The sequence below is a fragment of the uncultured Citricoccus sp. genome, assembly GCF_937871995.1.
In the GTDB taxonomy this organism is placed as follows: Bacteria; Actinomycetota; Actinomycetes; order Actinomycetales; family Micrococcaceae; genus Citricoccus.
Genome location: NZ_CALMQR010000132.1, coordinates 24762 through 48291, shown reverse-complemented (window position 1 = coordinate 48291; position 23530 = coordinate 24762). Strand labels below are relative to the sequence as shown.

The 23530-nt window shown below is 67.8% G+C and carries 20 protein-coding genes; 13 read left to right on the top strand and 7 right to left on the bottom strand.

Translation table 11 applies throughout. The features are described from left to right. The first annotated feature begins 137 nt into the window (after positions 1-137). The 13 genes from Q0283_RS15275 to Q0283_RS15215 all read left to right on the top strand — a co-directional run bounded on the left by Q0283_RS15275 (position 138) and on the right by Q0283_RS15215 (position 16787). Complete coding sequence (locus Q0283_RS15275) at positions 138-1601, top strand: L-lactate permease (protein WP_298045408.1); 1464 nt, start codon at positions 138-140, stop codon at positions 1599-1601. A gap of 112 nt (positions 1602-1713) precedes the next feature. Beyond that, a complete protein-coding gene (locus Q0283_RS15270) occupies positions 1714-2565 on the top strand; it encodes a sugar phosphate isomerase/epimerase (RefSeq protein ID WP_183528844.1) in 852 nt (283 codons plus the stop codon). Beyond that, positions 2562-3455 (top strand): aldo/keto reductase, encoded by an 894-nt coding sequence (locus Q0283_RS15265; protein WP_183528841.1) that lies wholly within the window; start codon positions 2562-2564, stop codon positions 3453-3455. Before Q0283_RS15270 ends, Q0283_RS15265 begins: the two co-directional genes overlap by 4 nt. A gap of 157 nt (positions 3456-3612) precedes the next feature. Then, complete coding sequence (locus Q0283_RS15260) at positions 3613-5463, top strand: FAD-dependent oxidoreductase (RefSeq protein WP_183528839.1); 1851 nt, start codon at positions 3613-3615, stop codon at positions 5461-5463. A 46-nt stretch (positions 5464-5509) separates the two neighbouring features. Beyond that, positions 5510-7324, top strand: a complete 1815-nt coding sequence (locus Q0283_RS15255; protein ID WP_298045405.1) for an FAD-dependent oxidoreductase — start codon at positions 5510-5512, stop codon at positions 7322-7324. Further along, positions 7321-8343 carry a shikimate dehydrogenase gene (locus Q0283_RS15250; protein ID WP_298045403.1) on the top strand — a complete coding sequence of 341 codons (1023 nt, stop codon included), beginning with the start codon at positions 7321-7323 and terminating at the stop codon, positions 8341-8343. The genes Q0283_RS15255 and Q0283_RS15250 overlap by 4 nt, the downstream gene beginning before the upstream one ends. Before the next feature lie 18 nt (positions 8344-8361). Next, positions 8362-9435: a DMT family transporter gene (locus tag Q0283_RS15245; RefSeq protein ID WP_298045401.1), complete on the top strand. Its 1074-nt coding sequence runs from the start codon at positions 8362-8364 to the stop codon at positions 9433-9435. 344 nt (positions 9436-9779) lie between these two features. Next, positions 9780-10100 carry a YciI family protein gene (locus Q0283_RS15240; protein ID WP_183528831.1) on the top strand — a complete coding sequence of 107 codons (321 nt, stop codon included), beginning with the start codon at positions 9780-9782 and terminating at the stop codon, positions 10098-10100. Between the two features lie 35 nt (positions 10101-10135). Then, positions 10136-11281 carry an alcohol dehydrogenase catalytic domain-containing protein gene (locus tag Q0283_RS15235; RefSeq protein WP_183528829.1) on the top strand — a complete coding sequence of 382 codons (1146 nt, stop codon included), beginning with the start codon at positions 10136-10138 and terminating at the stop codon, positions 11279-11281. Beyond that, positions 11278-13035 (top strand): FAD-dependent oxidoreductase, encoded by a 1758-nt coding sequence (locus tag Q0283_RS15230; protein WP_183528827.1) that lies wholly within the window; start codon positions 11278-11280, stop codon positions 13033-13035. Before Q0283_RS15235 ends, Q0283_RS15230 begins: the two co-directional genes overlap by 4 nt. Before the next feature lie 83 nt (positions 13036-13118). Next, entirely contained in the window at positions 13119-13877 is a 759-nt protein-coding gene (locus Q0283_RS15225) for an IclR family transcriptional regulator (protein WP_183528825.1), read from the top strand. Between the two features lie 226 nt (positions 13878-14103). Then, positions 14104-15558: an MFS transporter gene (locus Q0283_RS15220; protein ID WP_183528823.1), complete on the top strand. Its 1455-nt coding sequence runs from the start codon at positions 14104-14106 to the stop codon at positions 15556-15558. Between the two features lie 107 nt (positions 15559-15665). Continuing rightward, the gene (locus Q0283_RS15215; protein WP_183528821.1) at positions 15666-16787 is read left to right on the top strand and encodes a Gfo/Idh/MocA family protein; all 1122 of its coding nucleotides are present in this window, start codon (positions 15666-15668) and stop codon (positions 16785-16787) included. Positions 16788-16801: 14 nt separating this feature from the next. Here the strand turns inward: Q0283_RS15215 and Q0283_RS15210 are convergent, their stop codons facing one another. The 7 genes from Q0283_RS15210 to Q0283_RS15180 form a co-directional block, all read right to left on the bottom strand. After that, the gene (locus Q0283_RS15210; RefSeq protein ID WP_183528819.1) at positions 16802-17491 is read right to left on the bottom strand and encodes an SDR family NAD(P)-dependent oxidoreductase; all 690 of its coding nucleotides are present in this window, start codon (positions 17489-17491) and stop codon (positions 16802-16804) included. A 118-nt stretch (positions 17492-17609) separates the two neighbouring features. Further along, positions 17610-18887, bottom strand: coding sequence for an MFS transporter (locus Q0283_RS15205; protein ID WP_255459685.1), 1278 nt, complete (start codon positions 18885-18887; stop codon positions 17610-17612). Between the two features lie 262 nt (positions 18888-19149). After that, positions 19150-20046: a LysR family transcriptional regulator gene (locus Q0283_RS15200; protein WP_183528817.1), complete on the bottom strand. Its 897-nt coding sequence runs from the start codon at positions 20044-20046 to the stop codon at positions 19150-19152. Positions 20047-20751: 705 nt separating this feature from the next. Further along, positions 20752-21072: a type II toxin-antitoxin system RelE/ParE family toxin gene (locus Q0283_RS15195; RefSeq protein WP_183528815.1), complete on the bottom strand. Its 321-nt coding sequence runs from the start codon at positions 21070-21072 to the stop codon at positions 20752-20754. Continuing rightward, positions 21069-21308: a type II toxin-antitoxin system ParD family antitoxin gene (locus tag Q0283_RS15190; protein ID WP_183528813.1), complete on the bottom strand. Its 240-nt coding sequence runs from the start codon at positions 21306-21308 to the stop codon at positions 21069-21071. The genes Q0283_RS15195 and Q0283_RS15190 overlap by 4 nt, the downstream gene beginning before the upstream one ends. A 145-nt stretch (positions 21309-21453) precedes the next feature. After that, on the bottom strand, positions 21454-21861 hold the full coding sequence (locus Q0283_RS15185) for a YrhK family protein (RefSeq protein ID WP_183528811.1): 408 nt from the start codon (positions 21859-21861) through the stop codon (positions 21454-21456). Positions 21862-22124: 263 nt separating this feature from the next. Continuing rightward, positions 22125-23504, bottom strand: coding sequence for a glucose-6-phosphate dehydrogenase (locus tag Q0283_RS15180; protein ID WP_183528809.1), 1380 nt, complete (start codon positions 23502-23504; stop codon positions 22125-22127). Positions 23505-23530: the final 26 nt, after the last annotated feature.

The window sequence follows — 23530 nt, the reverse complement described above, 5'->3', positions numbered from 1 at the left end:
GGCGTGTCGTCGTGCTTGGTCACTCTCTGGGGGAGTGTTCCAGTTCCAAGGAACTGGGACGGGTCCACAGCACGTAGCATCTTTCGGTGACGAGAACCTGACAGAAGTGTGGAGGTGGGCCGCCGTTGGATGTACTCATGGCGGCTCTGCCCATTGTGCTGACCTTGGCCCTGCTGCTCGTGCCGGCTCCGTCGTGGGTGGCACCGGGGGCCGGGCTGGTCTCGGCCGTGCTGATCGGTATGGCCTGGTTCTCCACCCCGGTGGCGGAGCTGTCCTCGGCCTTGGGCGAGAGCGTCTGGACCCTGGTGGAGGTGCTGGCGATCATCGCTGGCGGAATCCTGCTCTCCCGCGTCATGGACCGCACCGGCGCCCAGGAGAAGCTGGCCCGGTGGCTCTCGGCCGGCGGTGGTCCCACGGTGGCCTCGGCGCTGCTCATGGCGCACGGGGTGGTGCCGTTCATGGAGACGGTCACCGGATTCGGGGTCTCCGTGATCATCGGACTGCCATTGCTGCTGTCCCTAGGGTTCACTCCGTTGCGGGCCGCCTCGCTCTCACTGGTGGCCCTGATGGTGGGCCCCTGGGGATCGATGGGTCCTGGCACGCTACTGGGCTCCCAGATCGCCGGCGTCACCCTGCAGGATCTGGGCGTGGCCTCCGGGGTGTTGAACGTGATCGCCTTCCTGGGCTCGGGCGCCGTGGCCGCGGTCATCGCCGGACGGGGACTGCCCACAACCGCCGGCGGCTCCCGGCCCCGACCGGTTGACTACCTCGCCTGGATCGGCACGGGACTGGCCTCGGGCGTGGTGCTGTCCGTACTTGTGCTGGCCGCCAATCTGGCCTTCGGCACGGCCGTGGCCGGTGCGGTGGCAACCCTGGTGATGTCCGCGGGCTGGGCCGGGGTGATCAACCGGGGCCGGATGGGGCCCATCCCGGCCCGCGCCCTGGTGCCGTACCTGGTGTTGCTGCTGGGCACCATCACCGGACAGCTCTTGGAGGGACTGCTGCCGCTCGGGGGGTTCGGCGCGGTGCTGGGCTCACCGGCATTGTGGTCCATCACCGGTGCCCTGGTCGGCATCGTCGTGCTGTCCATGGACCGGGACCACCGGTGGCTCCTGCCCCGAGAGATCCGCCGGATGTGGCTGCAGGTGGCGGTGCCGACCGGTCTGTACCTGGTGTTGGGCACCGCGGTCTCCGCCGGTGGACTGGCCCAGGCGCTGGCCACGGCACTGACCGGGCTGGGGCAGGGCTACCTGCTCCTGGTGCCATTGCTCGGCGGGTTGGGCGGGTACATCACGGCCTCGGGCACTGGGGCCAACGCCATGTTCGGTGGCACCCAGGACGCGGCCGCCAGGGCCCTGGGGGCAGATCCGCTGTGGATGATGGCCTCGCAGAACGTGGCCGCCGGCCTTGCTTGCCTGGCCAGCCCGGCGCGCGTCGAACTCGCCTACCGGATCGCCGGCCCCTTCCAACGGGAGGGCACCCCGGGACCGCCCCTGACCCGCGGGGCCCTGATCGCCCGGACCCTGCCGTTCGTGCTGGTGTGCCTGGTGCTGTGGGGTATCGGCAACATGCTCTGGCTGCCAGGAGCCCAACCAGGGTGACCGTGTTTTCACTCCATCCCGATCAATGGGATCTCGGGTGATGTGCCAGTTGTGAAGCGGGTTACATGAGAGGCGTCACCTCGCTCACGTCCCGGAAGAACGGATACCGCAGATGCCTGCATCCGATGGCCGACTGATCGGTCTCGCCCAGCTCTCCCTGCTGTCGGCTTCCCCGCCCGAGCTTGTGCAGTACGCCGCCGACGCGGGCTTCGATTTCGTCGGCGTCCGGGTCCGGCCCGTGACCGACCAGGAGGCCTCCTACGACGTGCAGCCAGGATCAGCGCTGCTGGCGGAGACGCTCGCGCGGATGGCCGACACCGGCGTGGTGGTCAAGGACATCGAGTTCCTGCTTCTGGACGGCTCGGACCAGCGTGAGGCCTGGATGCGCATGTTCGAGGCCGGACAGGCCTTGGAAGCCGACTCGCTGACCGTGGCCTGCGCCGACACGGACCTCTCCCGGGCCCGTGACACCTTGGCACAGATGGCCGAGGACGGACGGGCCTATGGCATCACCCCAGCTCTCGAAGCCATTAGCTACCAGGTGGTGAACTCCATCCCCCTCGCAGACGAAATCGCGGTCCAGACTGGTTGTGACCTCCTCGTGGACACCCTGCACGTGGCCCGCTTCGGCGGGACGCCGGAGGAGCTGGCCGCCGCCGCGGGCCGTGCGCCCCTGGTGCAGTTCTGCGATGCCCCCGCTGTGCGCCCCACCGACCGCCAGGGCCTGGTGCACGAGTCACGATCGGCACGGCTGGCCCCCGGAGAGGGCGACCTCGACCTGTCCGGCATGCTCGCCGCCATCGAGGCCGGCCTGGCGGACACGCCCCGGACCGGAACACTGCTGCCCGTCTCCGTGGAGGTGCCGAACGACGAGGCCGTCAAGCGCCTGGGCGGGCCCGCCTGGATCCAACACCTGATGCGAGCCACCCGATCCCTGCTCGCCGTCGAGGAGGCGGCCCGATGACCGTCCCGATCACCACAACCACCCCTGCCCCCACCGTCGCCCTGTCCGGCACCGGGCTGCCAGACCCCCAGGGTCCCGACGCCGTGCACGTGCCTCGCATCGGCCTGGGCACCTGGCCGCTGGTGGGTACGGAGGCCCGTGCCGCCGTCGTGCAGGCCCTGCAGCTGGGATACCGCCACGTGGACACCGCGGAGATGTACGGTAACGAGGACGCGGTCGGGGCCGGGGTCCGCGAGAGCGGACTGGCCCGCGCCGAGATCTTCGTGACCTCCAAGCTGACCAACGCCACCTTTGGAGACACCGCCACCGTACGGGCCGGACTCGAGGCCACCCTGGAACGCATGGGCCTGGACTACCTGGACCTCTACCTCATCCACTGGCCGAACCCGCATCGCGCCGAGTCGGAGGGAACCTTCCGGCAGACCTCACAGGCTCTGGCCGAGCTCACGGGGAGCGGGCTGCTTCGGGCCTGGGGCGTCTCGAACTTCACCCCGCACCACCTTCGGACGCTTCGGGACGACGGGCTCGTGCCGGCCGTGAACCAGGTCCAGGTAGACCCGTACGTGGCACAACCCCACGTCCTGGCCGCCAACCGGAATGCCGGCGTGCTCACCGTCGCCTACAGCCCCCTGGGCCGCGGCGGCGAGCTGTTCGACCTGCCCGAGGTCACCGGGCCAGCGGAGCGCCTCGGCATCACACCGGCCCAGGCGCTGCTGCGCTGGCACGTGCAGTCCGGCCGCGTGGCCGTGCCCAAGTCCGCCGACGCCGGCCGGCAGCGCAGCAACCTGGACGTGTTCGGGTTCGAGCTAACCGAGGCAGAGATGCAGGCCCTGGACAGCTTGGACACCGGTGCCGGACCGCGGCTGGACCCCGACGAGCACGGCCGCTGACCACCGATACCACGCCGCCCACCCCGGCCAGGCGTGCGGGCACTCCTGACCCGCCCGGCGCCCGGGCGGGCTCTGCCACCACGGACCTGCCAGGCATGCCCCGGGCCCGGCACCGACCGGGCGAAACGACTGAGACGACAGAAGCGAGAGTGATCCGATGACCCCGGAGACGACGACACCGCAGGACAGCGCCGCCCCGCGGCCCCTGAACGAGGACGAGGTGCTGGCCAACGGCGTCCCCGTGGAGGACGTGGACGTGCTGGTGGCCGGTTCCGGAGCCGGCGGCCTCTCGGCCGCGGTGACCGCCGCCTACCACGGCCTGAACGTCATGGTGGCCGAAAAGGCGTCCGTCTGCGGCGGAGCCACCAGCTGGTCCGGTGGCTGGGCCTGGACACCCGGCACCGCCCTGGCCCGCGCCGAGGGCGTGAACGAGGACCGAGAGCAATTCCGCACCTACCTTCGGGGCGTGCTGGGGGAGCGGTACACCCCGGCCGCGGCTGAGAAGATCGACGCCTTCCTGGAAGCCGTGCCCCACATGGTCGGCTTCTTCCACACCAAGACCGCCATGCAGTTCGTCACGGGCGCGAAGATCAACGACATCTACGGCCACCTGCCCGGAGCCGGCACTGGCAACCGCTCGGTGGGCCCGAAACCGGTCAATGCCTACGAGTTCCGCCCCGAGCTGCTGAAGAAGATGCGTCGACAGTACTACCCCACGTCGTTCTTCGGCATGGGCATCATGGCCGGCAAGGACCTCACCACCATGCTCTCGGCCTCCCAGTGGTCCCCGAAGGGATGGGCCTATGCCGCCGGGCGCGTCATCCCGCATGTGTGGGACATGGTGCGCAAGGGCCGCTCCATGCACTTGGTCAACGGCACCGCCCTGACCGGCCGCCTCATGAAATCCGCCGATGACCTCGGCGTGGACATCCGGGTGAACGCGCCGGTCCAACAGCTGGTCCGCAACACCGAGGGCCGGGTGACCGGCGCCCTGGTGGGCGGTCCCGACGGCGGCCGCTACGTCCGCGCGTCCCGCGGCGTGGTGCTGGCCACCGGCGGGTTCCCGCACGACGTCGAACGCCGACGCCAACTGTTCCCCAAGGCTCCGACCGGCAACGAACACTGGTCCCTGGCCCCGGAGGAGGCCGCCGGCGACGGCCTGGACCTGGCCTTGGGCGCCGGCGGCGTGTTCGACACGGACATGCGTTCCCCGGCCGCCTGGTGCCCCGTGTCCCTGGTCCCGTTCCCGAACGGGAGCCAGGGCGCCTTCCCGCACATCATGGACCGCGCCAAGCCAGGATCCATCGGCGTGCGCCGCGACGGCCGGCGGTTCGTCAACGAGGCCAACGGCTACTTCGACTACGTGGACGGCCTGCTGCAGGCCACCCCGGACGGCGAGCCGGTGGAGTCCTGGCAGATCGCCGACTCCACCTTCGTCCGCAAGTACCCGCTGGGCTTCGCCAAGCCGATCCCCATGCCGTTGCTGCCCTACATCAAGGCCGGATACCTCATCAAGGCAGACACCCTCGAGGAGCTCGCCGGCAAGTGCGGGATCGATCCCACCGGCCTCGTCGAGACCGTGCGCGAGTTCAACGAGAACGCCCGCCGCGGCGAGGACCCGCAGTTCCAGCGCGGCGCCACACCCTTCAACCGCTACGGTGGCGACCCGAAGGTCGGGCCCAACCCCTCGCTGGCACCGATCAAGAAGGGTCCCTTCTACGCGGTACACGTGCGCCCGGGCTCCTTCGGCACCTTCGCCGGGATCGCCGCGGATACCCGAGCCCGCGTCGTCGACACCGCCGGTCGCCCGGTCCCGGGACTGTACACCGCGGGCAACGACCACGCCTCGATCATGCGCGGCAACTACCCCTCCGGCGGCATCAACCTCGGCCCGGCCATGGCCTTCGGCTACATCGCCGGCCGCGACCTGGCTGGCGTGACCGAGTACGAGGACGACGGCACACAAGCACCAACCTGTCCAGACCGAGTGCAAGAGCACACGTACTGACGATGACGAGCGGGAGCAATACGAGATGAGCAGTGCTATGGACACGATGACCGAGGGTCGAGCAGGTTGGGACCACGAGGTTGACCTGTTGGTACTCGGTTCCGGGGCGGCAGGCTTGTCGGCCGCGCTGACCGGTGTCGCCGAGGGCCTGGACGTGCTGGTGCTGGAGAAGACCGATTACATCGGTGGCACCACCGCATACTCCGCCGGCACCTGCTGGATCCCCAACAACCACTTCCAGCGCGAGGACGGGATCATCAATGACGCGGAGAAGGTGGAGGCCTACCTCGACGCCGTGGTGGGGGACAAGTCCCCCAAGGAGATGCGCCAGGCCTACGTGGACAACGGTCCGGAGATGCTGAAGTACATGGAGGGGCTGGGGGTGCGGTTCCTCCGCTCGCCGAACGTGGTGGACTACCACTCCGAGTTGCCGGACACCGGCAAGACCGGCCGTGCCCTGGAACCCGAGCCGTTCGACGGCCGCAAGTTGGGTCCGGCAGACTTCTCACGGATGCGTCGGCCTGTGCCGGAGTTCGCGCTGATGGGCGGGACCATGATGCTGCGCCGGCCGGAGGTGAACACCCTGCTGGGACTGTTCTCGAAGGAGGCCGGAAAGACGGCGAAGGCCGTCACCACCGCGCTGGGCCTGGGCCTGCGCTGGGCCACGGACAGGCTCCGGTACCCGCGTGGCACCCGGCTGGTCATGGGCAACGCGCTGACCGCGCGGATGCTCTACGAGCTCAAGGACCGCGGCGGGGAGCTGTGGGTCAACGCCCGCACCATTGAACTGGTGCGCGATTCCGGCGAGGTGGCGGGCGCCGTGGTCGAACACCGCGGACTGCCCCGGCGGATCCGCGCCCGTCGGGGCGTGGTCCTCGCCGCCGGCGGCTTCGCCCAGAACCCCGAATTGCGCCAGAGGTACCTACCAACGCCCACACCGCAGTACTCCCGGGCCGGGGAGGGTGCTACCGGGGACACCCTAGCGCTGGCCGAGGCCGTGGGCGCCGCCCTCGGCAACGACAACGGCGAGAACGCACTGTGGTTCCCGTCCTCGATCGGCCGGCGACGGGACGGGTCCACCGTGGTCTTCCCGCACATCTGGGACCGCGCCAAGCCCGGACTGATCGCCGTCAACGCGGCCGGCCGACGGTTCGTGGACGAGTCCGTGTCCTACCACCGGTTCGTGAGGGCCATGTATGACTCCCACCGGTCCGTCCCGACCATCCCGGCATGGCTCGTGGTGGACGCCGCGACGCTCGCCAAGTACGGCCTGGGAATGATTACCATGCCGCACCTGCCGGAGTTCGCCCTGCAGCGCTACGTGGACGAGGGTTACCTGGTCAAGGACGTCACCCTGCGGGGTCTGGCCGAGCAGATCGGCGTGGACCCTGAGGGACTTGAGGAGACCGTCCGACGCTACAACGGTTTTGCCGAGACCGGCGTGGACGAGGACTTCCACAAGGGCGAGCTGCTGTTCGGTCGGGTGGCCGGTGATCCCAAGAATGAGCCCAACCCCAACATCGGCCCGGTCCAGCAGGCACCGTACTACGCCATGGCCGTCTACCCGACACCGCTGGCCACCTCCTTCGGCATCCGCGTCAATTCGGAAGCCCAGGTGCTCGACGGGGACGGGGACGCCATCCCGGGACTGTACGCCGCCGGCAACGATGCCGCCTCGGTCATGGGTTCGGAGTATCCCGGAGCCGGCTCACAGGTGGGTTCGGGGATGACGTTCGGTTGGGTGGCCGCCCGACACGCCGCCGCCCGCCGTACCGGTGCCGCCGGCCCGGACGCCGCGGAGGACGCCGATCGGCCCACGCCCCCGGCCTTGCGGTACTCCGGCCAGAAGGAAACAGCATGAGCACAGTCGCAGAGTCCTACCTGGTCGGACTCATCGGTGACGGGATCACCGCGTCGCTGACCCCGCCGATGCACGAGAGGGAGGGACGCGAACAGGGACTGCACTACCTCTACCGGCCCGTGGACGTCGCCGCCCTCGGGTACACCGGGGACCAGGCGCAGCGGGAGGCGCCGAGGCTGCTGGAGTACGGCCGCCGGCTGGGCTTCAACGCGTTCAACGTCACCCACCCGTTCAAGCAGACGATCATGGCCCACCTGGACGAGGTGGACGAGGACGCCCGCAACCTCGGGGCCGTGAACACCGTCGTCTTCTCCGATGGGCGCTCGGTGGGCTACAACACGGACTTCTCCGGGTACATCACCGGCCTGCGGGCCACGCTGCCGGAGGCCGACCTGGCCGCGGTGGTGCAGCTCGGCGTCGGCGGTGCCGGCTCGGCCGTGGCCTACGCCCTGCTGCGTGCCGGAGCCGCAGAGCTGGTGCTGATCGACCTCGACACCGACCGGGCCGCCGCCCGGGCCGGTGACCTGCAGGCGCAGTTCCCGGGCCAGCGGGTGACCTCCCGGTCCCACGGCGAGCTGCAGGATGCGCTGGCGGGGGCCACCGGATTCGCGCACTGCACGCCCGTGGGCATGCACCTGCACCCCGGGATGCCGGTGGCGGCGGAGTGGCTGCGGCCGGGGATGTGGGTCTCGGACGTGGTCTACCTGCCGGTGGACACCGAGCTGGTCGTCACCGCGCGGGCCCGGGGCTGCGACGTGGTGGACGGCGGCACCATGGCGGTGGGCCAGGCCGTGGACGCCTTCCGGCTGGTGACCGGGCGCCCGGCCGACGCCGACCGCATGCGCCGCCACTTCCTGGAGATGGTGGCCGCCCAGCAGACTGATTCTGGCCTTCGGGGACCGGCAGGCACGGTGGAGGCAGCGCCCAGCACGGGTGAGGGGGCAGGATGGGGTGCCCTGCGCTTGCCGGCCAGGCGAGCCGGCGCCAGAACCGCCGCCGACATCCATCAGCTGTCATAGATACCGAAGGAGACCCGCGTGGGAAGGTCCGCCTCGCTGATCCTGGCGCTGGCCGGAGGATGGGCGATCGCAATCCAAGCCCGGGTGACGGGCGCCCTGAAGCTCGAGCTGGGTGACGCGGCGCTGGCCGCGGCCGTGACCTTCGGGTCCGGCCTGGCCCTGATGATCGGGGTCAACGTGGCCACCCGGGCCAATCGTCAAGGGGTCGCCCGCATGGTGTCCGGAGGCCTCAAGGGTCGGTACCCAGCGGTGTTCATGTTTAGCGGCTTGTTGGGTGCCTATGCGGTGTTTGGCCAGGGCGCCTCGGTAGACCTCATCGGGGTCGCCGTCTTCTCCCTGGTGTTCATCGGCGGGCAGATGGTCGCCTCAGCGGTCCTAGATTCAGCGGGCTGGGTCCCGGCAGGCCGGACGCGGCTCGGAGCGGCCCGGTTGCTGGGCATACTCGTTGCCTGTGCAGGAGTCCTTCTCGCGCTGTCGGTCCGCTTTGACGCCGGCGGCCGCGTCGACGGCGGTTCCGGGTGGGTGTCGGACGATGCCGGGACGACCGGCCTGTTGGGCCTGATCGTGCCGTTGCTGATCGTGTTCACCGGCGGACTGGTCCAGCCGGCTCAGATGGCCATGAACGGCGTAGTGAGTGCCGCCGTGGGACGTCCGGAACCGCTGGTGCTCTTTAACTACCTGACCGGCACCCTGGCGCTGGTGATCGTGGCCTGGCCGGCCATAGCGGCCGGGGGTCTGGTCCGGCTGCCACTGGGCCCGGGGGATTGGTGGTACTACACGGGAGGGCTGCCGGGGTCGCTGGTCGTGATCGGCGGGGCGCTGCTGACCCAGACCATCGGGTCACTGCTCTACACGCTCGGCCTGGTGGCCGGACAGGTCAGCGGAGCGCTGGTGATGGACAGCCTGTGGCCCACCCCGGGAGTGCTCGTCGGCTGGCAGACCGTGACTGGCGGGGCGCTGACGATCATGGCTCTCGTCCTCGCCTCCGCCGGAAACCTCCGGATAATCCTGCTCGGCCGGGGCGGGAGAGGTGCTGCGGTGAAGAACGCGCACGGTGGTATTGCCGAGGAGGGCGATCTCCGCGTCCGGTGAATACGCCGTCCATCGGGTATCCCGCATCCTGCGCCGTTCAAGAGTGTTCACTGGCCGAACCGGATGTGGATGAGACCACAGCCGCCGACCTGAGCGCGTAGGAACTACGCGGCGCCGGCGCCTCCCTCAAGCCCGACGGCACACCGCTACGTGCATGTGCGGCCGTGCCGGCTCCCGAGCCCTCCGGGATCGCTGCTGCCGTGCTGGGACCCACCGGACGTGTCCGTCGGTGCCCATTGAATGGGAAGTGCCCTGCTGGGCGTGCGCGCGACCGACCATCATGGCGGTGACCCACTTCACCCTCGGGCCCTCAAGAACCCGGGAGCCTCGAAAGGACGTTTCTCATGGCCCTCTACGCCGTTACCTACGCCTATGTTCCTGAGACCGAACCGATGACGCGGGCCCGTTCCGCCCATGTGGACTTCCTGGCCAGCCTGCACGAGCAGGGTCGGCTGCTGGCCTCGGGTCGCCTCACGGAGTGCGACCCGCTGGGTGCCCTGCTGGTCATCACCGGTGACTCGGTGGCGGACGTGGAAGCGCTGATGGACGGGGATCCCTTCCAGGTCGGGGGTTTCATTGCCGAGCGTCTGGTTCGCCAGTGGAACCTCGCCTTCGGCGTGGTTGGTGCCGCGGGCACCGAGGGCCACCCGGCCCAGGCCGCCTGACCCGTCCCCTCCCGAAAATCAGGAAGACCATCACCATGCAGCAAGCCGTCACCACCTCCCGCCGCGTCATCGAGTACCGGGACGTTGCCGATCCAACACCGGCACCGGGCACCGCGGTCATCGCCATGCACGCCGTCACGCTCTGTGGCACCGACCTGCACATCTGGGACGATGACTACGCCACCGAGTTGCCCATTATCCAGGGCCACGAGGCAGCCGGCACCATCCAGGCGCTGGACCCCGCGGACAAGGGCGGCGTGTGGCGAGTCGGGGACCGGGTGGCCATCAGCCCGATGTCCTACTGCGGTACCTGCTATGCCTGTTCCGTTGGACGGGTCAACGCTTGTCGCCATATGAGCGTGTATGGCTGCTATGAGGACGGATCGCTTGTCACCGCGCAGGCCGTGCCGCTCGAGAAGCTGTACCGCGTCCCGGACCGTGTCGACCTGGGCCTGGCCCCGTTGTCCGAGCCGATCTCCATCGCGATGCAAGCCGTGCAGCGCGGTCGGGCGCAGGCCGGAGAGAAGGTCCTCGTCTCGGGAGCCGGCCCCATCGGCCTGCTCGCCACGGTCTACCTCAAGGACCTGGGCTGTGACGTCACCGTGGCGGACGTCAATCCAACCCGGTTGGCCCTGGCGCTGGGCATGGGGGCGGATCGCGCCCTGGAGGTGAGCCCCGGGAATTTCCCGACGGCGGCCCAGCAGGCCGGGCTGGCCACGCTCACGAACGGCAACGGCCCCTCCTTGGTCATCGACGCCACCGGCGCTCCGGCCTCGGTAGCCACCGGAGTGGACCTGGTCGCTACCGCCGGTCGGGTGGTGTGCGTGGGGATCTCCGACGCGGAGTTGCGCCTGACCTTGCGGACCGTGCCGGTCAAGGAGCTCGACCTCCTGGGCTCGCGCAACTCTCAGAACCTCATCGGCCAAGCCCTGGATCTGCTGGACCGATACCAGCAGGTCATCGCCCCGATGATCACCCACCGCTTCGGCTTCCATGAGCTCGACCGGGCCTTCGCCGCACTTGCCGACCCGGACGCCGGGGTCGGCAAGGCCGCCATCGACTTCCCCGACGCCCCAGACGACAGGTCAGGCGCCGCCGTCGCCGCCGGTGCCACCGGATCAGCTGCCTCCGCAGGCGCTCTCGCAGCCTCCACCCACCACAACGAAGGAGCAGTAGCATGACGGATCCCCGGACCCGCACCCTCCTGACTCCAGCACATCACCTGGCGGACCGTTATGACGTGGTGGTCATCGGCTCCGGTTGCGCCGGGATCACGGCCGCCCTCGTGGCCGCCCACGCCGGGCAGTCGGTACTGATAGTGGAGAAGGACAAACAGCTCGGAGGCACCACCGCCGCCGGCGGCGGCGTGATGTGGGCGCCGAACAACCACCTCATGCCCAGCCGAGGCTTCACCGACACGGCCCGGGACGCAGCGGCCTACCTCCGGGCCGCCACCCGCGGACGCCTCAGCGACCACGAGATCGCCTGGTACCTGAAGACCTCCGCCGCGGCGATCCGCTTCCTCGACGACTACACCCGTGTGGAGTACGCCCCGCTGGCCCGCCCGGATTATCACATGGAATGGCCCGGGGCCACTCCGGGCGGTCGTGGACTGGACCACCAGGAATTCGACCCCTCCATAGTCCCCGGCCTGGCCCAGGCCCTGCGCCCGCCGACCTATCTGCCGCGGATCACCATGGACGAACGCGACCGGCTGCACGGCGGCGCCCCGGACCCGGCGCTGCTCGCGGCCCGCGCCCAGCGCGGGATCCGCACCATGGGCGGGGCGCTGGCCGGTGCACTGATCGCCTCGGCCTGGGAGGCCGGCGTCGTGATCTCCGCGCCCTCCCCGGCCACGGGACTGGAACGGATCGTTCACGGCGGAGCCGGCTCCCTGGCAGAGGACGGTGCCGATCTGCCGCCCCAGGGCGACCGCTGGATGCTGACCGTGGGCGATGAGGTGACGGTGCGCACCCGATCCCTCGTCATCGCCTCGGGCGGCTTCGAATGGTCCCCGCAACTGACCGGCACGCTACTGCGCTTTCCGATCGTGCCCATCTCGGCGCCGTCCAACGAGGGCGACGGACTCAGGCTGGGCTTGGCCGCTGGGGCATCGATCGCCGAGACCCAGGACATCTGGGGTGTACCGGTGCTCACCGCCCACGGCGCCGAGTACGGCGGCCGGCCCAGCGGCAGGATGGGCAACGTCGAGGCCACGCTGCCCGGCAGCGTCGTGGTCAACCGAGCCGGCCGGCGGTTCGTCAATGAGGCCCTGAACTACCACGACTTCTCGCGGGTGTTCGGGAACGTCGATCCGGTTTCGGGCGACTTCGCCAACATCCCGGCGTATCTGGTGGTGGACTCCCGGTACGCCGCGAAGTACCCGGTGGCCGGACACCCGGTGTTCTCCAGCCCTGCCGACGCCCCCGCCTGGATGGTGCAGGCCGACACCGTCACGGGGCTGGCGGACCGGATCGGCGTGGACCCAAACGGCCTGGTCGACACCCTCCGGCGGTTCAACGAGCATGCCCGCACCGGTGAGGATCCCGACTTCGGTCGCGGGGCCACCGACCAGGACCGTCACCTCGGCGACCCGGCGAACACCCCCAACCCGTGCCTGGCCCCGGTAGAGACCGCCCCGTTCTACGCGGTGCAGTTGCATCCGGGGGCCCTTGGGACGGCCGGTGGATTGCGCACGGACCTGGATGGTCAGGTTCTGGACTGGCGGGATGAGCCGCTCGGAGGACTCTACGCAGCGGGGAACTGCTCAGCCACCGTATTCAGGGATGCGTATCCTGGCGGCGGGGCCACGATCGGCTCGGCCATTACCCGCGCCTTTGCGGTGGGCACTCACATCGTCAGCGGGACTGGTCCAGTCCAGCCCCCGGCCGCGGACACCATCCCCGCGGGCCGCGACTTGGCGTCTGCCGGTTGAGCAGACCGGGCGGGCGCCGGTGAATGTCGCTGGGTCGATCGGACTATGGTGGGATCATGGCGAACTCGCGTTCCGGGGAGTCCGTGGTCGAGCGGCTGGTGAGGATCCTGAACGCCTTCGACATGGATCATGCGGAACTGACGGCCACCGAGGTGGCTGCCCGAGCGGACTTGTCCCTTTCCACCGCCCACCGGTTGGCGGGGGACATGACCACCCATGGACTGCTACGGCGCACACCGCAGGGGAAGTTCCGCATCGGACTGGTGCTATGGGAGCTGGCCCAGCGCAGCTCGTCTTACCAGGAGTTCGGTCAGCAGGCGCTGCCTTTCATGGAGGCCGTGCACGTCACCCAGCGCCAGAACACCAGCCTGGCCATCTTGGACCCCGAGGACCGCACCATCATCTACCTGGAGCGGCTCATCAGCCAGGACGTACCGACAGACCTGACCAAGGTCGCCGGTCGGCTGCCCGTTCTCTCGACCGCTCCTGGCCTGGCCATCCTGGCGTTTTCCCCGCGCCACATGCAGGAACGGTTCCTCAGCGAACCCTGGGATCCGGTCACCCGTAATTCGGGGCTCACCGAGGAAGGCTTGCGCCGTCGGCTTGCCCAGGCGCGGATGGACGGTTACGTGCATATGCGAGGGGTCCTGGTCCCAGGCTCCTCCGGGACTGCTGCACCCGTGCTCGGCCCCGGAGGCCGGGTCCTCGGAGCCATCTCGATCGTCTCGGCCGTGGACCAGATCGACCTCAAGGTGCAGGTGCCCGTGCTGCTGGCCGCCGCGCGGGGGCTGTCCCGGCAGATGGGATCACAGGGCAAGTTTGCGGAGCCAGACGCCTTCTGAGCCAACCGATCCGGACGCCATGAGAATGGCCCGAGGACTGGTGGGCAACCGAGCTGAGCTGACGCCAGAGCACATCGCGCGGATTTCATTCAATGGGATTCGGGGCGCGAGACGTGCACCGCGTGGCTCACGATGATTCGTAACGCTCATCACACTGAGGCCGAAAGTTCCGGACTGGCAGTGAACCACGGGCATCTGGAATCCCTAGACATCCAAGGAGACGGCCATGGCTGATCCCACCCTCCCGGCGACCGGAGACGTGGCCGGCACTCACGCGCTGGACGCGCGCAAGGCTACGCCACAGGCGCGTAAGGCCGCCCTGGCCTCGTGGCTCGGTTCCACCTTGGAGTACTACGACTTCTTCATCTACGGAACGGCCGCGGCGCTGATCTTCAACCGCCTGTTCTTCCCCGAGGGTGACCCCGTGGTCGCGACGGTGGCCGCGATGGCGACGTTCGGCGCCGGTTACCTGGCCCGGCCGATCGGTGGGCTGGTCATGGGGCACGTCGGGGACCGGATCGGGCGTCGCACCGCGTTGATGATCACGTTGGTCATCATGGGTGTGGCCTCGACGGCCATCGGCCTGCTACCGACTTACGACGCGGTGGGAGTCTGGGCCACTGCTTTGCTGCTGCTGTGCCGCCTGGCCCAGGGTTTCTCCGCTGGGGCCGAGGCCGCCGGCGCCGCCACGATGACGCTGGAGCATGCACCCCAACGCCGTCGGGCCGAGTTCTCCAGCTCCGTGATGATGGGCTACGCCTCCGGCATGGTGCTATCCAACCTGGTCTTCATCCCCATCGCCCTGCTGCCCGATGACCAGTTCACCAGCTGGGGGTGGCGGGTGCCCTTCCTGGTCTCCGTGGTCGTTCTGGTCGTCGCCTACTGGGTGCGCACCAAGCTCGAGGAGACGCCCGTCTTCGAGGAGCAGGTCGAGGGCATGGTAACCAGCGGCGAGCCCGGTGCCCATCGTGAATACCTCGCCGAGGCGGCCATCGACCGCACAAGCACCGACGTGCCCGCCCTGCTGGTCCTGAGGACGCAGTGGCAGGACGTCGTGCGCATCGTGTTCATCACGCTCTTCTCGGTCATCCAGACGATCGTGACCGTGTATGGACTGCAGTATGCCGTCAACGTCCATGGCATTGACCGAACTGCGATGCTCACTATCAACGTCATCACTGTTGGCCTGTCCATGGTCAGCATCCCGCTGGCCGCCCGGATGGCGGACCGGATCGGTCGCAAGGCCACCCTGTTCATCGGCGCCGTCGGCTGCGTGGCTTCCATCTGGGGCTTCTTCTGGGCCATCGGTGAGCAGGACCTGATTTTGATCTTCGTGTTCGCCTTTATTAACCAGTCCATTTTCTACTCCTGCTGGAACGGCGTCTGGCCGGCGTTCTTCCCCGAGATGTTCGCCGCCCCGGTGCGCTACACCGGAATGGCCATGGGCAATCAGATCGGCCTGATCCTCACTGGTTTCGCCCCCACCATCGCCGCCGTCCTCGCCCAGCCGGGAGCCCTGGGCTGGATCCCGGTCGCCGTGTTCGTCACCCTAGCCGTGGGAATCTCCTGCCTCGCGATTGCCACCGCCCGGGAGACGTATAAAGTGCCCACCGCCGAGCTCGGCCCGGCCCGGGCCCGGAGCGCGTTCCAGGAGCACCCCGAACTGCTCGGTAAGCAGTAGAGCCGGCGCCACCCCGCCGAATGCAGTGCCCGCGGCTGCCACCGTGCCGATTTTCCCGGCACGGTGGCGTCCCACGTCCACCATCACAAGCACGAGGAGCATGATCAATGACGACGACCACCGCCCCCGAGGCCACCCATCCCGTCCCGGGGGCCACCGGGCTTTTGCGCGTAGGCATCGCCGGCGGCGGCGCGATTTTTCGCAACCACCTGGAGGCCTACCGGGCGCTGCATGACGTGGAGGTGGTGGCCTTATGTGACATCGATGCCGAGCGTGCGCAGCAGCTGGCCATCGCGAACGAGATCGACCACGCGTTCGGCTCGGTGACGGACATGCTGGCCTGGCGGGGCGTGGACGGGCGAGGGCTCGATGTTGTGTCCGTCTGCACCCCGCATCCCACCCACGAGGCTGTGGTCGCCGAGGCTGCCGCTGCCGGCGTGCACGTGTTGTGCGAGAAGCCGATCGCGATCGACCTCGCCGCCGCCGAGCGCATGGTGACCACCTGCCGGGAGGCCGGCGTGACCTTCGGCGTGCTGTTCCAGCGCCGTTTCTGGCCCGCCGCCCAACGGATCCGTGCGGCAATCGACGACGGCACGATCGGCACCCCGATCCTGGGCCACTGCTCGGTCATGCTGCACCGCGAATCCGAGTACTACTCCGCCACCCCCTGGCGCGGCACCTGGGCCAGCGACGGTGGCGGGGTGCTGATGACCCAGGGCATCCACTACATCGACCTGCTGCAGTGGTTCATGGGAGACGTGGTGGAGGTCCACGGCCACACTGCGACATACGTCCACGGCGAGCACATCGAGGTGGAGGACTCCGCGGTGGCCACCCTGCGGTTCGCGTCCGGGGCGATCGCCACCCTGCAGGCATCCACCGCGGTGACCCCCTCCCTTGGAGTGCAGATCAGGGTCACGGGCTCCAGCGGTGCCACGGCCCAGCTGACGGAGTTCCCGGAGGGCACCGACGGCCGCGTGGACATCTGGGCCACCGGTGACAGCGTTGGCGCCTCGGAGACTTGGCCGTCGTCGCTGGCGCCCAACGCCGACCTGGCCACCATTAACGGAGCGCTGCTCCCCTGGCACCGGGTCCAGGTGGCCGACTTCGTGGACGCGGTGCGCACCGGCGCGGATCCCGCCGTCACCGGCGAGGAGGCCACCAAGTCGCTGCGCATCCTGCTGGCCGTCTATGAATCCTCCCGGACGGGGCGTCCGATCAGGTTCTGAGGCTACTGGGCAGCTCAGTAAGTGGCGCGCCCCCCGGAGGCGTCGTAGACCGCTCCGGTGGAGAAGGACACCTTCTCGGAACTGAGCCAGGCAATGAGCTCTGCGATCTCGACGGCGGTGCCGAACCGGTTCATAGGCGTCATCTCCTGAGAGCGCGCGAGGATTTCCGGTGCAGTCTCCGCGTTCATGGGCGTCTTCACCGCCGCCGGGGCGACGACGTTGACGAGTACTCCGGTAGTGGCGAGCTCCTTGCCCAATGATTTCGTCAGGGCGATCACCGCCGCTTTCGATGCCGAGTAGGCGGCCTGGCGCGGGTTGCCGTCCTTGGCGGCGATGCTGGAGAGGTTCACGATGCGGCCCCAGCCCCGTTCGGCCATCGATGGTACGAATGCTCGGCACATCAGGAACGTCCCGTCCACGTTGACGGCGAAGGTCCGGCGCCAGGCCGCGACGTCGGTGTCCACGACGTCCGCTCCGGGGCCCACGGTCCCGGCGCAATTGACCAAGACATCGACCGGGCCGCATTCCCGGGCGAGCTGCCTCACGGAGTCCTCGCTGCTAACGTCTACGCGGAAGTCGGCTCCCGGGGCCAGGTCGGCGGTGAGAACTACCAGTCCGTCCGCGCGGAGCCGCTCGGCCGTCGCGGCGCCGATGCCACTGGCACCGCCGGTAATCAGGGCCCGTCTCGGGGCTTGTTCAGGCATGGTCGTGGAACCCTCCAGAGTAGTGATGGATGGAGGCCGCAGGGGCCGACCGGGACGTACCCGGCCGGCCCCTGCTCCTCGGATGGGAACCCCTACCCCTCCTGCGGGTCGGGGAATTTCAGTAGATGCCCTTGGCCTGGAGATCGGCTAGTTCGCGCTTCTTCAGTCCAAGGAACGGCAGAGGAACCTTGTACGTCTCCGGGCCGGTGGCGAAGGCCACGGCCGAGAGCACCGCGAAACCGCAACACATCCAGGCAACGGGGCCCCAGTTGGCGGAATCGCCGCTGGTCATCCACTGGGCCAGGGCAGGGGCAAAACCGGAGACCAACAGGCCCAGCATGAGGCCGATCGCCATGCCGGAGTAGCGCACCCGGGCCGGGAACTGCTCCGGGAAGCTGGCCATGTATGAGCCGTTCGGGGCCGCGTAGAAGACGCCGAACAGGATGACCGCGGAGACGAAGACCATGGCGACGTTCCCGGTGCCGATCGCGTTGAAGAACACGAACATCATTACGCCTGCGCCGAGTGCGCCGCCGATGAAGACGGGTTTGCGGCCGATTCGGTCCGCGAGCCACCCGTAGAAGGGCTGGGTGAGGACGGCCGCGAAGTTACCCGCCGCGATGGCCAGCAGCATAGTAGTGCGCTCGATGCCGTTGTACTCCACCGCATAGGCCAGACCGAAGACATTGACCACGGTGTTCATCATGGCGAACGTGGCGGCGAACATCACGCGCACCACTGAAGTCCAGTGGTTGCGGAACAGTTCCACGATGGGGACCTTGACGACTTCGTCAGCATCCTTGACCTCCTCGAAGACCTCTGGCTCTTCCAGGGTGCGGCGGATGACGAAGGCGAGGACGGTCAGGACAATGGAGATCCAGAACGGGACGCGCCAGCCCCAAGACATCAACGCCTCATCGTCCATGGCTGCCACCGGGATGAACACGAGGGTGGCTAGCACGATGCCGAACATAATTCCGGACATGGTGAACGAGGCGAAGAAGCCGCGCCGGCCTTCCGGGGCGTGCTCCATGGACAGCGATGCGGCCCCGGGGGACTCGCCGCCGGCGGACAGGCCCTGCAGAAGGCGCAACAGCACCAGCAGGATCGGGGCGAGCATACCGACCTGTTCATAGGTGGGCAGGCAGCCGATCAGCAGGGTGGAGACGCCCATGGTCAGCAGGCACGCGATCAGGGTGTTGCGGCGGCCGAAGGTGTCCCCGAGGTGGCCCCAAAGCACAGCTCCGAGCGGGCGGGCCACGTAGGCGACTCCAAGGGTGGAGATGGACAGCAGCACCGAAGTCGCGTTGTCATCAGCGAAGAACACCGAACTGAAGACCAGCGCGGCGGCCGAACCGTAGATGAAGAAGTCGTAGTACTCCAAGGTGCTGCCCAAGAATCCCGACAGGGCCGCCCGACGCGCGTTTCGCGGGTCGGTGAGGGAACGGGTATGCGCGGCCACGGTCTCGGTACCCGCGAGGGAGGCATCGTCCGCAGAACGGCGGGCATCGCTGACTGAAGCGCTCAAGATGGCCCCTTTCTTATGTCTATGGACCACCACATCCGGTGATCGACCTCACATAAGCGTAGGGATGCAAACTGTATAAGTGTAGAACAAAATTCGGGATTGATTATGTACACGGTCAGCACAATCCTCATCACCGTGAGGTATGTGCCATAACCCTCTCAACGAGGTCCAGCACGGCGTGGAGAGCTGGTGTCCCCGGCCCAAGGGACCACGCCAAGCCGTGATCCAAGGTGACGGTTGGGTTCAGCAAGGAGCGGTACACGGCGCCGGGCGGCAGCATCGGCGCGATGGTCTCCGGCGCTAGCGTGATACCGACGCCGCCAGCCACGAGCTGCAACACGACGTAGGGATCAGACGTCTCCTGCACCACGCGTGGACGGAATCCGGCGTCAGAGCATTGCTGCATCAGCGTGGCCTCCAAGGCCGATCCGCCAGACGTTGACGTGGTGACGAAGGGTTCGTCGGCGAGGTCGGTGACGTCGATGGTGCCCGCCGCTGCCAGTCGGTGGTCAGCCGGCAGGACCGCGCCGAGGTGCTCTTGGTACAGCAACCGCGTGTTCATGGCGCTGGCTGCGATGGGCAAACCCACGCAGGCAAGGTCCAGGGCCCCGTGGCGCAGCTGGACTAGGGCATCATCCGTTAGGACCCGGCCAATGAGCTCGAGTTCGACACCGGGCAACTCTTGGTGGACTCCGCGCGTCAATGGCGGCAACAGGACGTGGTTCAACACTCCTGAATAACCGATACGGACCCGACCGACGACCACGTCGGCCGCCGCCGTGGTGGCCTTCCTGCCCGAAGACAGCCGTTCGAGGCTTTCCCGGGCGAAGGGAAGGAACGCTAATCCAGCGCTGGTCATGCACACGGATCGGGTGTTGCGGTCGAAAAGGTCCGAGCCGATCTCCCGCTCGAGCTTGCGGATCATCTGACTCAATGGCGAATGGGCCATATGCAGCCTGGAAGCGGCACGCCCGAAGTGAAGCTCTTCAGCCACGGCGATGAAGGCCTCCAGCCAGCGAGTGTCCACGTCCGTGATCCTATCGGGAGCCTGAACCTGCTATGGGATAAGTCCGATCCGACGGTCCGCGACGAAGCATCGCCCGCGTTGTCGCGAACGGACCAACCGAGGTTCCTTACCTCGCTGGCAACTGGATCTGTAGATAGCGGTGGGGGCCACTGAATACCACGGTTCACGAGCGATAGCAGCGGAGAATCGATAACACCGGACAATGGTCGCGACGCTGACGACCAATCGGCTACGACAGTCCGCAACATCCTGCGATATTGCCCCGCGAAGACGGAGTCTGAACGCCGTCCTCCGTCTCACTGAGCTACCCATCCGAGCGCGTCTCAAAGCCATCAATCCCGCTCAACCGTCCCTGAGAGCTTGAGCTGTCCGGCCAGTGTGCGTCAGCGCCCGACCGTGTTGAAGGCGTCCACCCGCAAGACTTGGGCTGTCGCGTCACCTGTTCCCCGCCACGAGGACACCAGCGTGCGAAGGTCAACGGCTACGAGGCTTCCGACGGAGAGCCGTTCACCGGGACGTCGTCGGGCTTACTGCAACATCACCGCTGGGGAGAAGATCAGGTTCCATGGCCACGCTGGACTTTCACTTTACATAGTCAGGCTTACAGGCCCGCTGTCGGGAATATCGCTCTGACCACGCAACGAAACCCAGAGCGCTTCACATACACCCGCCCGACAAGCACTGGTGGCAGCCGCCGGAGGGCGTTCAGACGTCGAGGAGCTCGGAGGGGATGTCCCGGGCGGTGTGCAGCACCCGGTGGACACGAACCGCATCGACGTCGTCGGTATAGAAGGCCAGGTAGGGGAACCGGCGCAGGGCCAGGGTGCGGATCTCGGGGATGTCCACCTCGGCCCCCAGCCGCATGGAGCCCAGTTGCGGATGCTCACCGATGAGGACCTTGGCGTCTTCCAGTGCATCGACAAAGGCCAAGGCTGCGGTGGCAGCTCCTTGGCCGAGGTAGTACTCAACGGCTGCGGTGATGTCCTCATCGGCCCGCCGCGTGGTGACGACCTGGCGCGCGCTCACGCCGGTCCAGAGAGTTGGATCCGTTCACGCATCCGTTGGAAGTACGCCTCATCCATCTCCGACCCCGGCCCGGACCCCATGCCCTCCACCAGCAAGGCACGCAATTGCGTGCGTGCCTGCTCGCGTCGAATCAAATCTCGGACGAACTCACTGCTGGTGCCGTAGCCACGTTCGCCCACCTGGGTTTCGACGAACTCCTTGAGCCCGTCGGGAAGGGATACGTTCATCGTTGCCATGAGACCAGCATAAACCGTTTGACAAACTTTGCCATTGATGCATAGCCAGAGGTGTTCCGGTTCCAAGGAACTGGAACACTTATGCCTGTTTCAAGATCGGACAGCCGAGGGTACTTCCTGTCTTATCGGCAACTGTTGCTGGCTCTTACGACTCGCGGTTGAATCTCCCGGTACTGGTTTCCGTGTTAAGTCGATATTCCTCATCAGGTCGACCGCCGTTATCGGGAACTGCGTTCTGGTTGTCTGCGGGCAGCTTCTCGAATGAACCCGGCCCCTCCGGGGCCATCTTGGCCAGACGATCGATGTCCTTGAGCTTGGCCAACCAGATTTCGCGTGCCAATCGGATCGTTGGTTTGGTTGCGAAGAAGATGGAACCGAACAAGAAACACCACGTGCCGGGGAGCATGGTCTGTTCGAAGAAGAACAGGATGCTGCCGATGATGAATAGGGACGCCGCGGCGAAGTCCACGATCGTATGGAGCACTTCGAACAGCGCGTAGCGGCGTGCTTGTTGAGGAGTGATCTCGCGATCGCGAGGGTCGAAGAGTCGCACAGTGCCTTCTTTCGCTGATCGATGCTGGGTGCTTCCCTATGGTCGGCGACGCGCGCGCATCTGCCCGGAAGCACTGGAATCCTCGCCTCATCCTTGCGGAATTTATCCCAGGGCCGTTGATGCCAAGGACCGTGCTCGACGCCGCCATGATCGCTTTGATACCTCCACTAGCGGAGATGACACTTCTTCAGGATGGGAGAAGCGCGGCCCGCGCGGTCTTGCCGACGGAGTGGAGCCGCCGTGCTCGGCCCCTGCGTCGGCTGTCAGCTGGGGGAGTGCCGAAGCCAGTGTGCCGGCCCGGTAGTGCCGGCTCGGTACTCTTCCAGCGGTACGGTTCCGGCCTGCCACGCCGTGCGGATCTGGTCGATGATCCGCCAGGCGTGTTCGGAGCCCTCGGCGCGGATGGACAGCGTGGGGTCGCGATCCAGTAGACCGCGGAGGACCTCACCGTAGGGGTTGAGTCGGCCGGCGCCGAAGTCGGCGGTGAGCCGCCCGCGGTCCAGGGTGAACGGGTCACCGGGTCCGTTGACGTTGAGTTCCACTGTCAACTGGTCCGGGCCCAAGCTGAGGCGCAGCACGGTGGGTTCGGTGGCTCCGGTGAAGCCGGCCGGTTGGTGGGGCACCTCGCGGAAGGTAATGACGATCTCGTGCCGGTCCGCGTTTAGGGCTTTGCCCGAGCGCAGGGTGAACGGCACTCCGGCCCATCGCCAGGTGGCCGCCTCGAGGGTGACTTCGGCCAGGGTCTCGGTGCCGCGTGCCGGGTCCACGCCGGGTTCATCGGTGTAGGAGGGCAACTGTCGGCCGTTGATGGTGCCGGCGGTGTAGCGGGCGCGTCGGCTGGCGTGGGCAGGATCATCGCCGAAGGGCCGCACCGCGCGCAGCGCTTCGGCCTTGGTCGCGCGCAGCTGCTCGGGGTGCAGGGACTGTGGGGCGTCCATGGTGATCAGGGCCATGACCTGCAGCAGGTGGGATTGGATCATGTCGACCATGGCCCCGGCATGATCGTAGTACCCGGCTCGGTTCTCCAGGCCCAGTTCTTCGTCGTAGACGATCTCAACCCGAGCGACATGGTCGCGGTTGAGCAGCGGTTCGAACAGGTAGTTCGTGAAACGTAGGCCCAGGATGTTCAACACCGTGGATTTGCCCAGGAAGTGATCGACCCGGAAGACCTGTTCTTCGCTCACCAGGGAGGTCAGGTGTTGGTTGAGTTCGGCGGCACGGTGTTGGTTGACGCCGAAGGGCTTCTCCAGGGCCAGCATGGTGCCGTCCGGCAGCTCGATCTCGTGGAGGGCCTCGATGGCTCGGGTGGTTACGGCCGGGGGCAGGGCGAAGTACAGGGCCGGGATACCGTCCGCGGCGGTCAGGAGTGACTCCAGGTCGGTGGGGGAGGAGGCATCGGTGGCCTGGTAGTCGGTGTGGGCCAGGGTGTGGGCCACCGCCGGACCGGCGGCCCCGACGCTGGCGAAGGCCTCTCGGACGGTGTCGGGCCACGATGGGCTGGGGTCTGCGGTTAGATCGGCGCCGATCAGTGTCAGCCTGCGGTCGGGTTCTTCGGTGAGCAGCCGGCCCAGGCCCGGTAACAACAACCGTGCGGTGAGGTCGCCGGTGGCGCCGAGGATGATCAACGTCCCGATGGTGTCCATCCGTAGCACGCTACTCCCGCGGCGGC

Coding starts and splice junctions, on each gene's coding strand:
- Q0283_RS15215 (WP_183528821.1), top strand. CDS start 15,666: ATGACGACGACCACCGCCCCCGAGGCCACCCATCCCGTCCCGGGGGCC.
- Q0283_RS15275 (WP_298045408.1), top strand. CDS start 138: ATGGCGGCTCTGCCCATTGTGCTGACCTTGGCCCTGCTGCTCGTGCCG.
- Q0283_RS15220 (WP_183528823.1), top strand. CDS start 14,104: ATGGCTGATCCCACCCTCCCGGCGACCGGAGACGTGGCCGGCACTCAC.
- Q0283_RS15180 (WP_183528809.1), bottom strand. CDS start 23,504: ATGGACACCATCGGGACGTTGATCATCCTCGGCGCCACCGGCGACCTC.
- Q0283_RS15235 (WP_183528829.1), top strand. CDS start 10,136: ATGCAGCAAGCCGTCACCACCTCCCGCCGCGTCATCGAGTACCGGGAC.
- Q0283_RS15255 (WP_298045405.1), top strand. CDS start 5,510: ATGACCGAGGGTCGAGCAGGTTGGGACCACGAGGTTGACCTGTTGGTA.
- Q0283_RS15270 (WP_183528844.1), top strand. CDS start 1,714: ATGCCTGCATCCGATGGCCGACTGATCGGTCTCGCCCAGCTCTCCCTG.
- Q0283_RS15260 (WP_183528839.1), top strand. CDS start 3,613: ATGACCCCGGAGACGACGACACCGCAGGACAGCGCCGCCCCGCGGCCC.
- Q0283_RS15250 (WP_298045403.1), top strand. CDS start 7,321: ATGAGCACAGTCGCAGAGTCCTACCTGGTCGGACTCATCGGTGACGGG.
- Q0283_RS15240 (WP_183528831.1), top strand. CDS start 9,780: ATGGCCCTCTACGCCGTTACCTACGCCTATGTTCCTGAGACCGAACCG.
- Q0283_RS15210 (WP_183528819.1), bottom strand. CDS start 17,491: ATGCCTGAACAAGCCCCGAGACGGGCCCTGATTACCGGCGGTGCCAGT.
- Q0283_RS15230 (WP_183528827.1), top strand. CDS start 11,278: ATGACGGATCCCCGGACCCGCACCCTCCTGACTCCAGCACATCACCTG.
- Q0283_RS15190 (WP_183528813.1), bottom strand. CDS start 21,308: ATGGCAACGATGAACGTATCCCTTCCCGACGGGCTCAAGGAGTTCGTC.
- Q0283_RS15265 (WP_183528841.1), top strand. CDS start 2,562: ATGACCGTCCCGATCACCACAACCACCCCTGCCCCCACCGTCGCCCTG.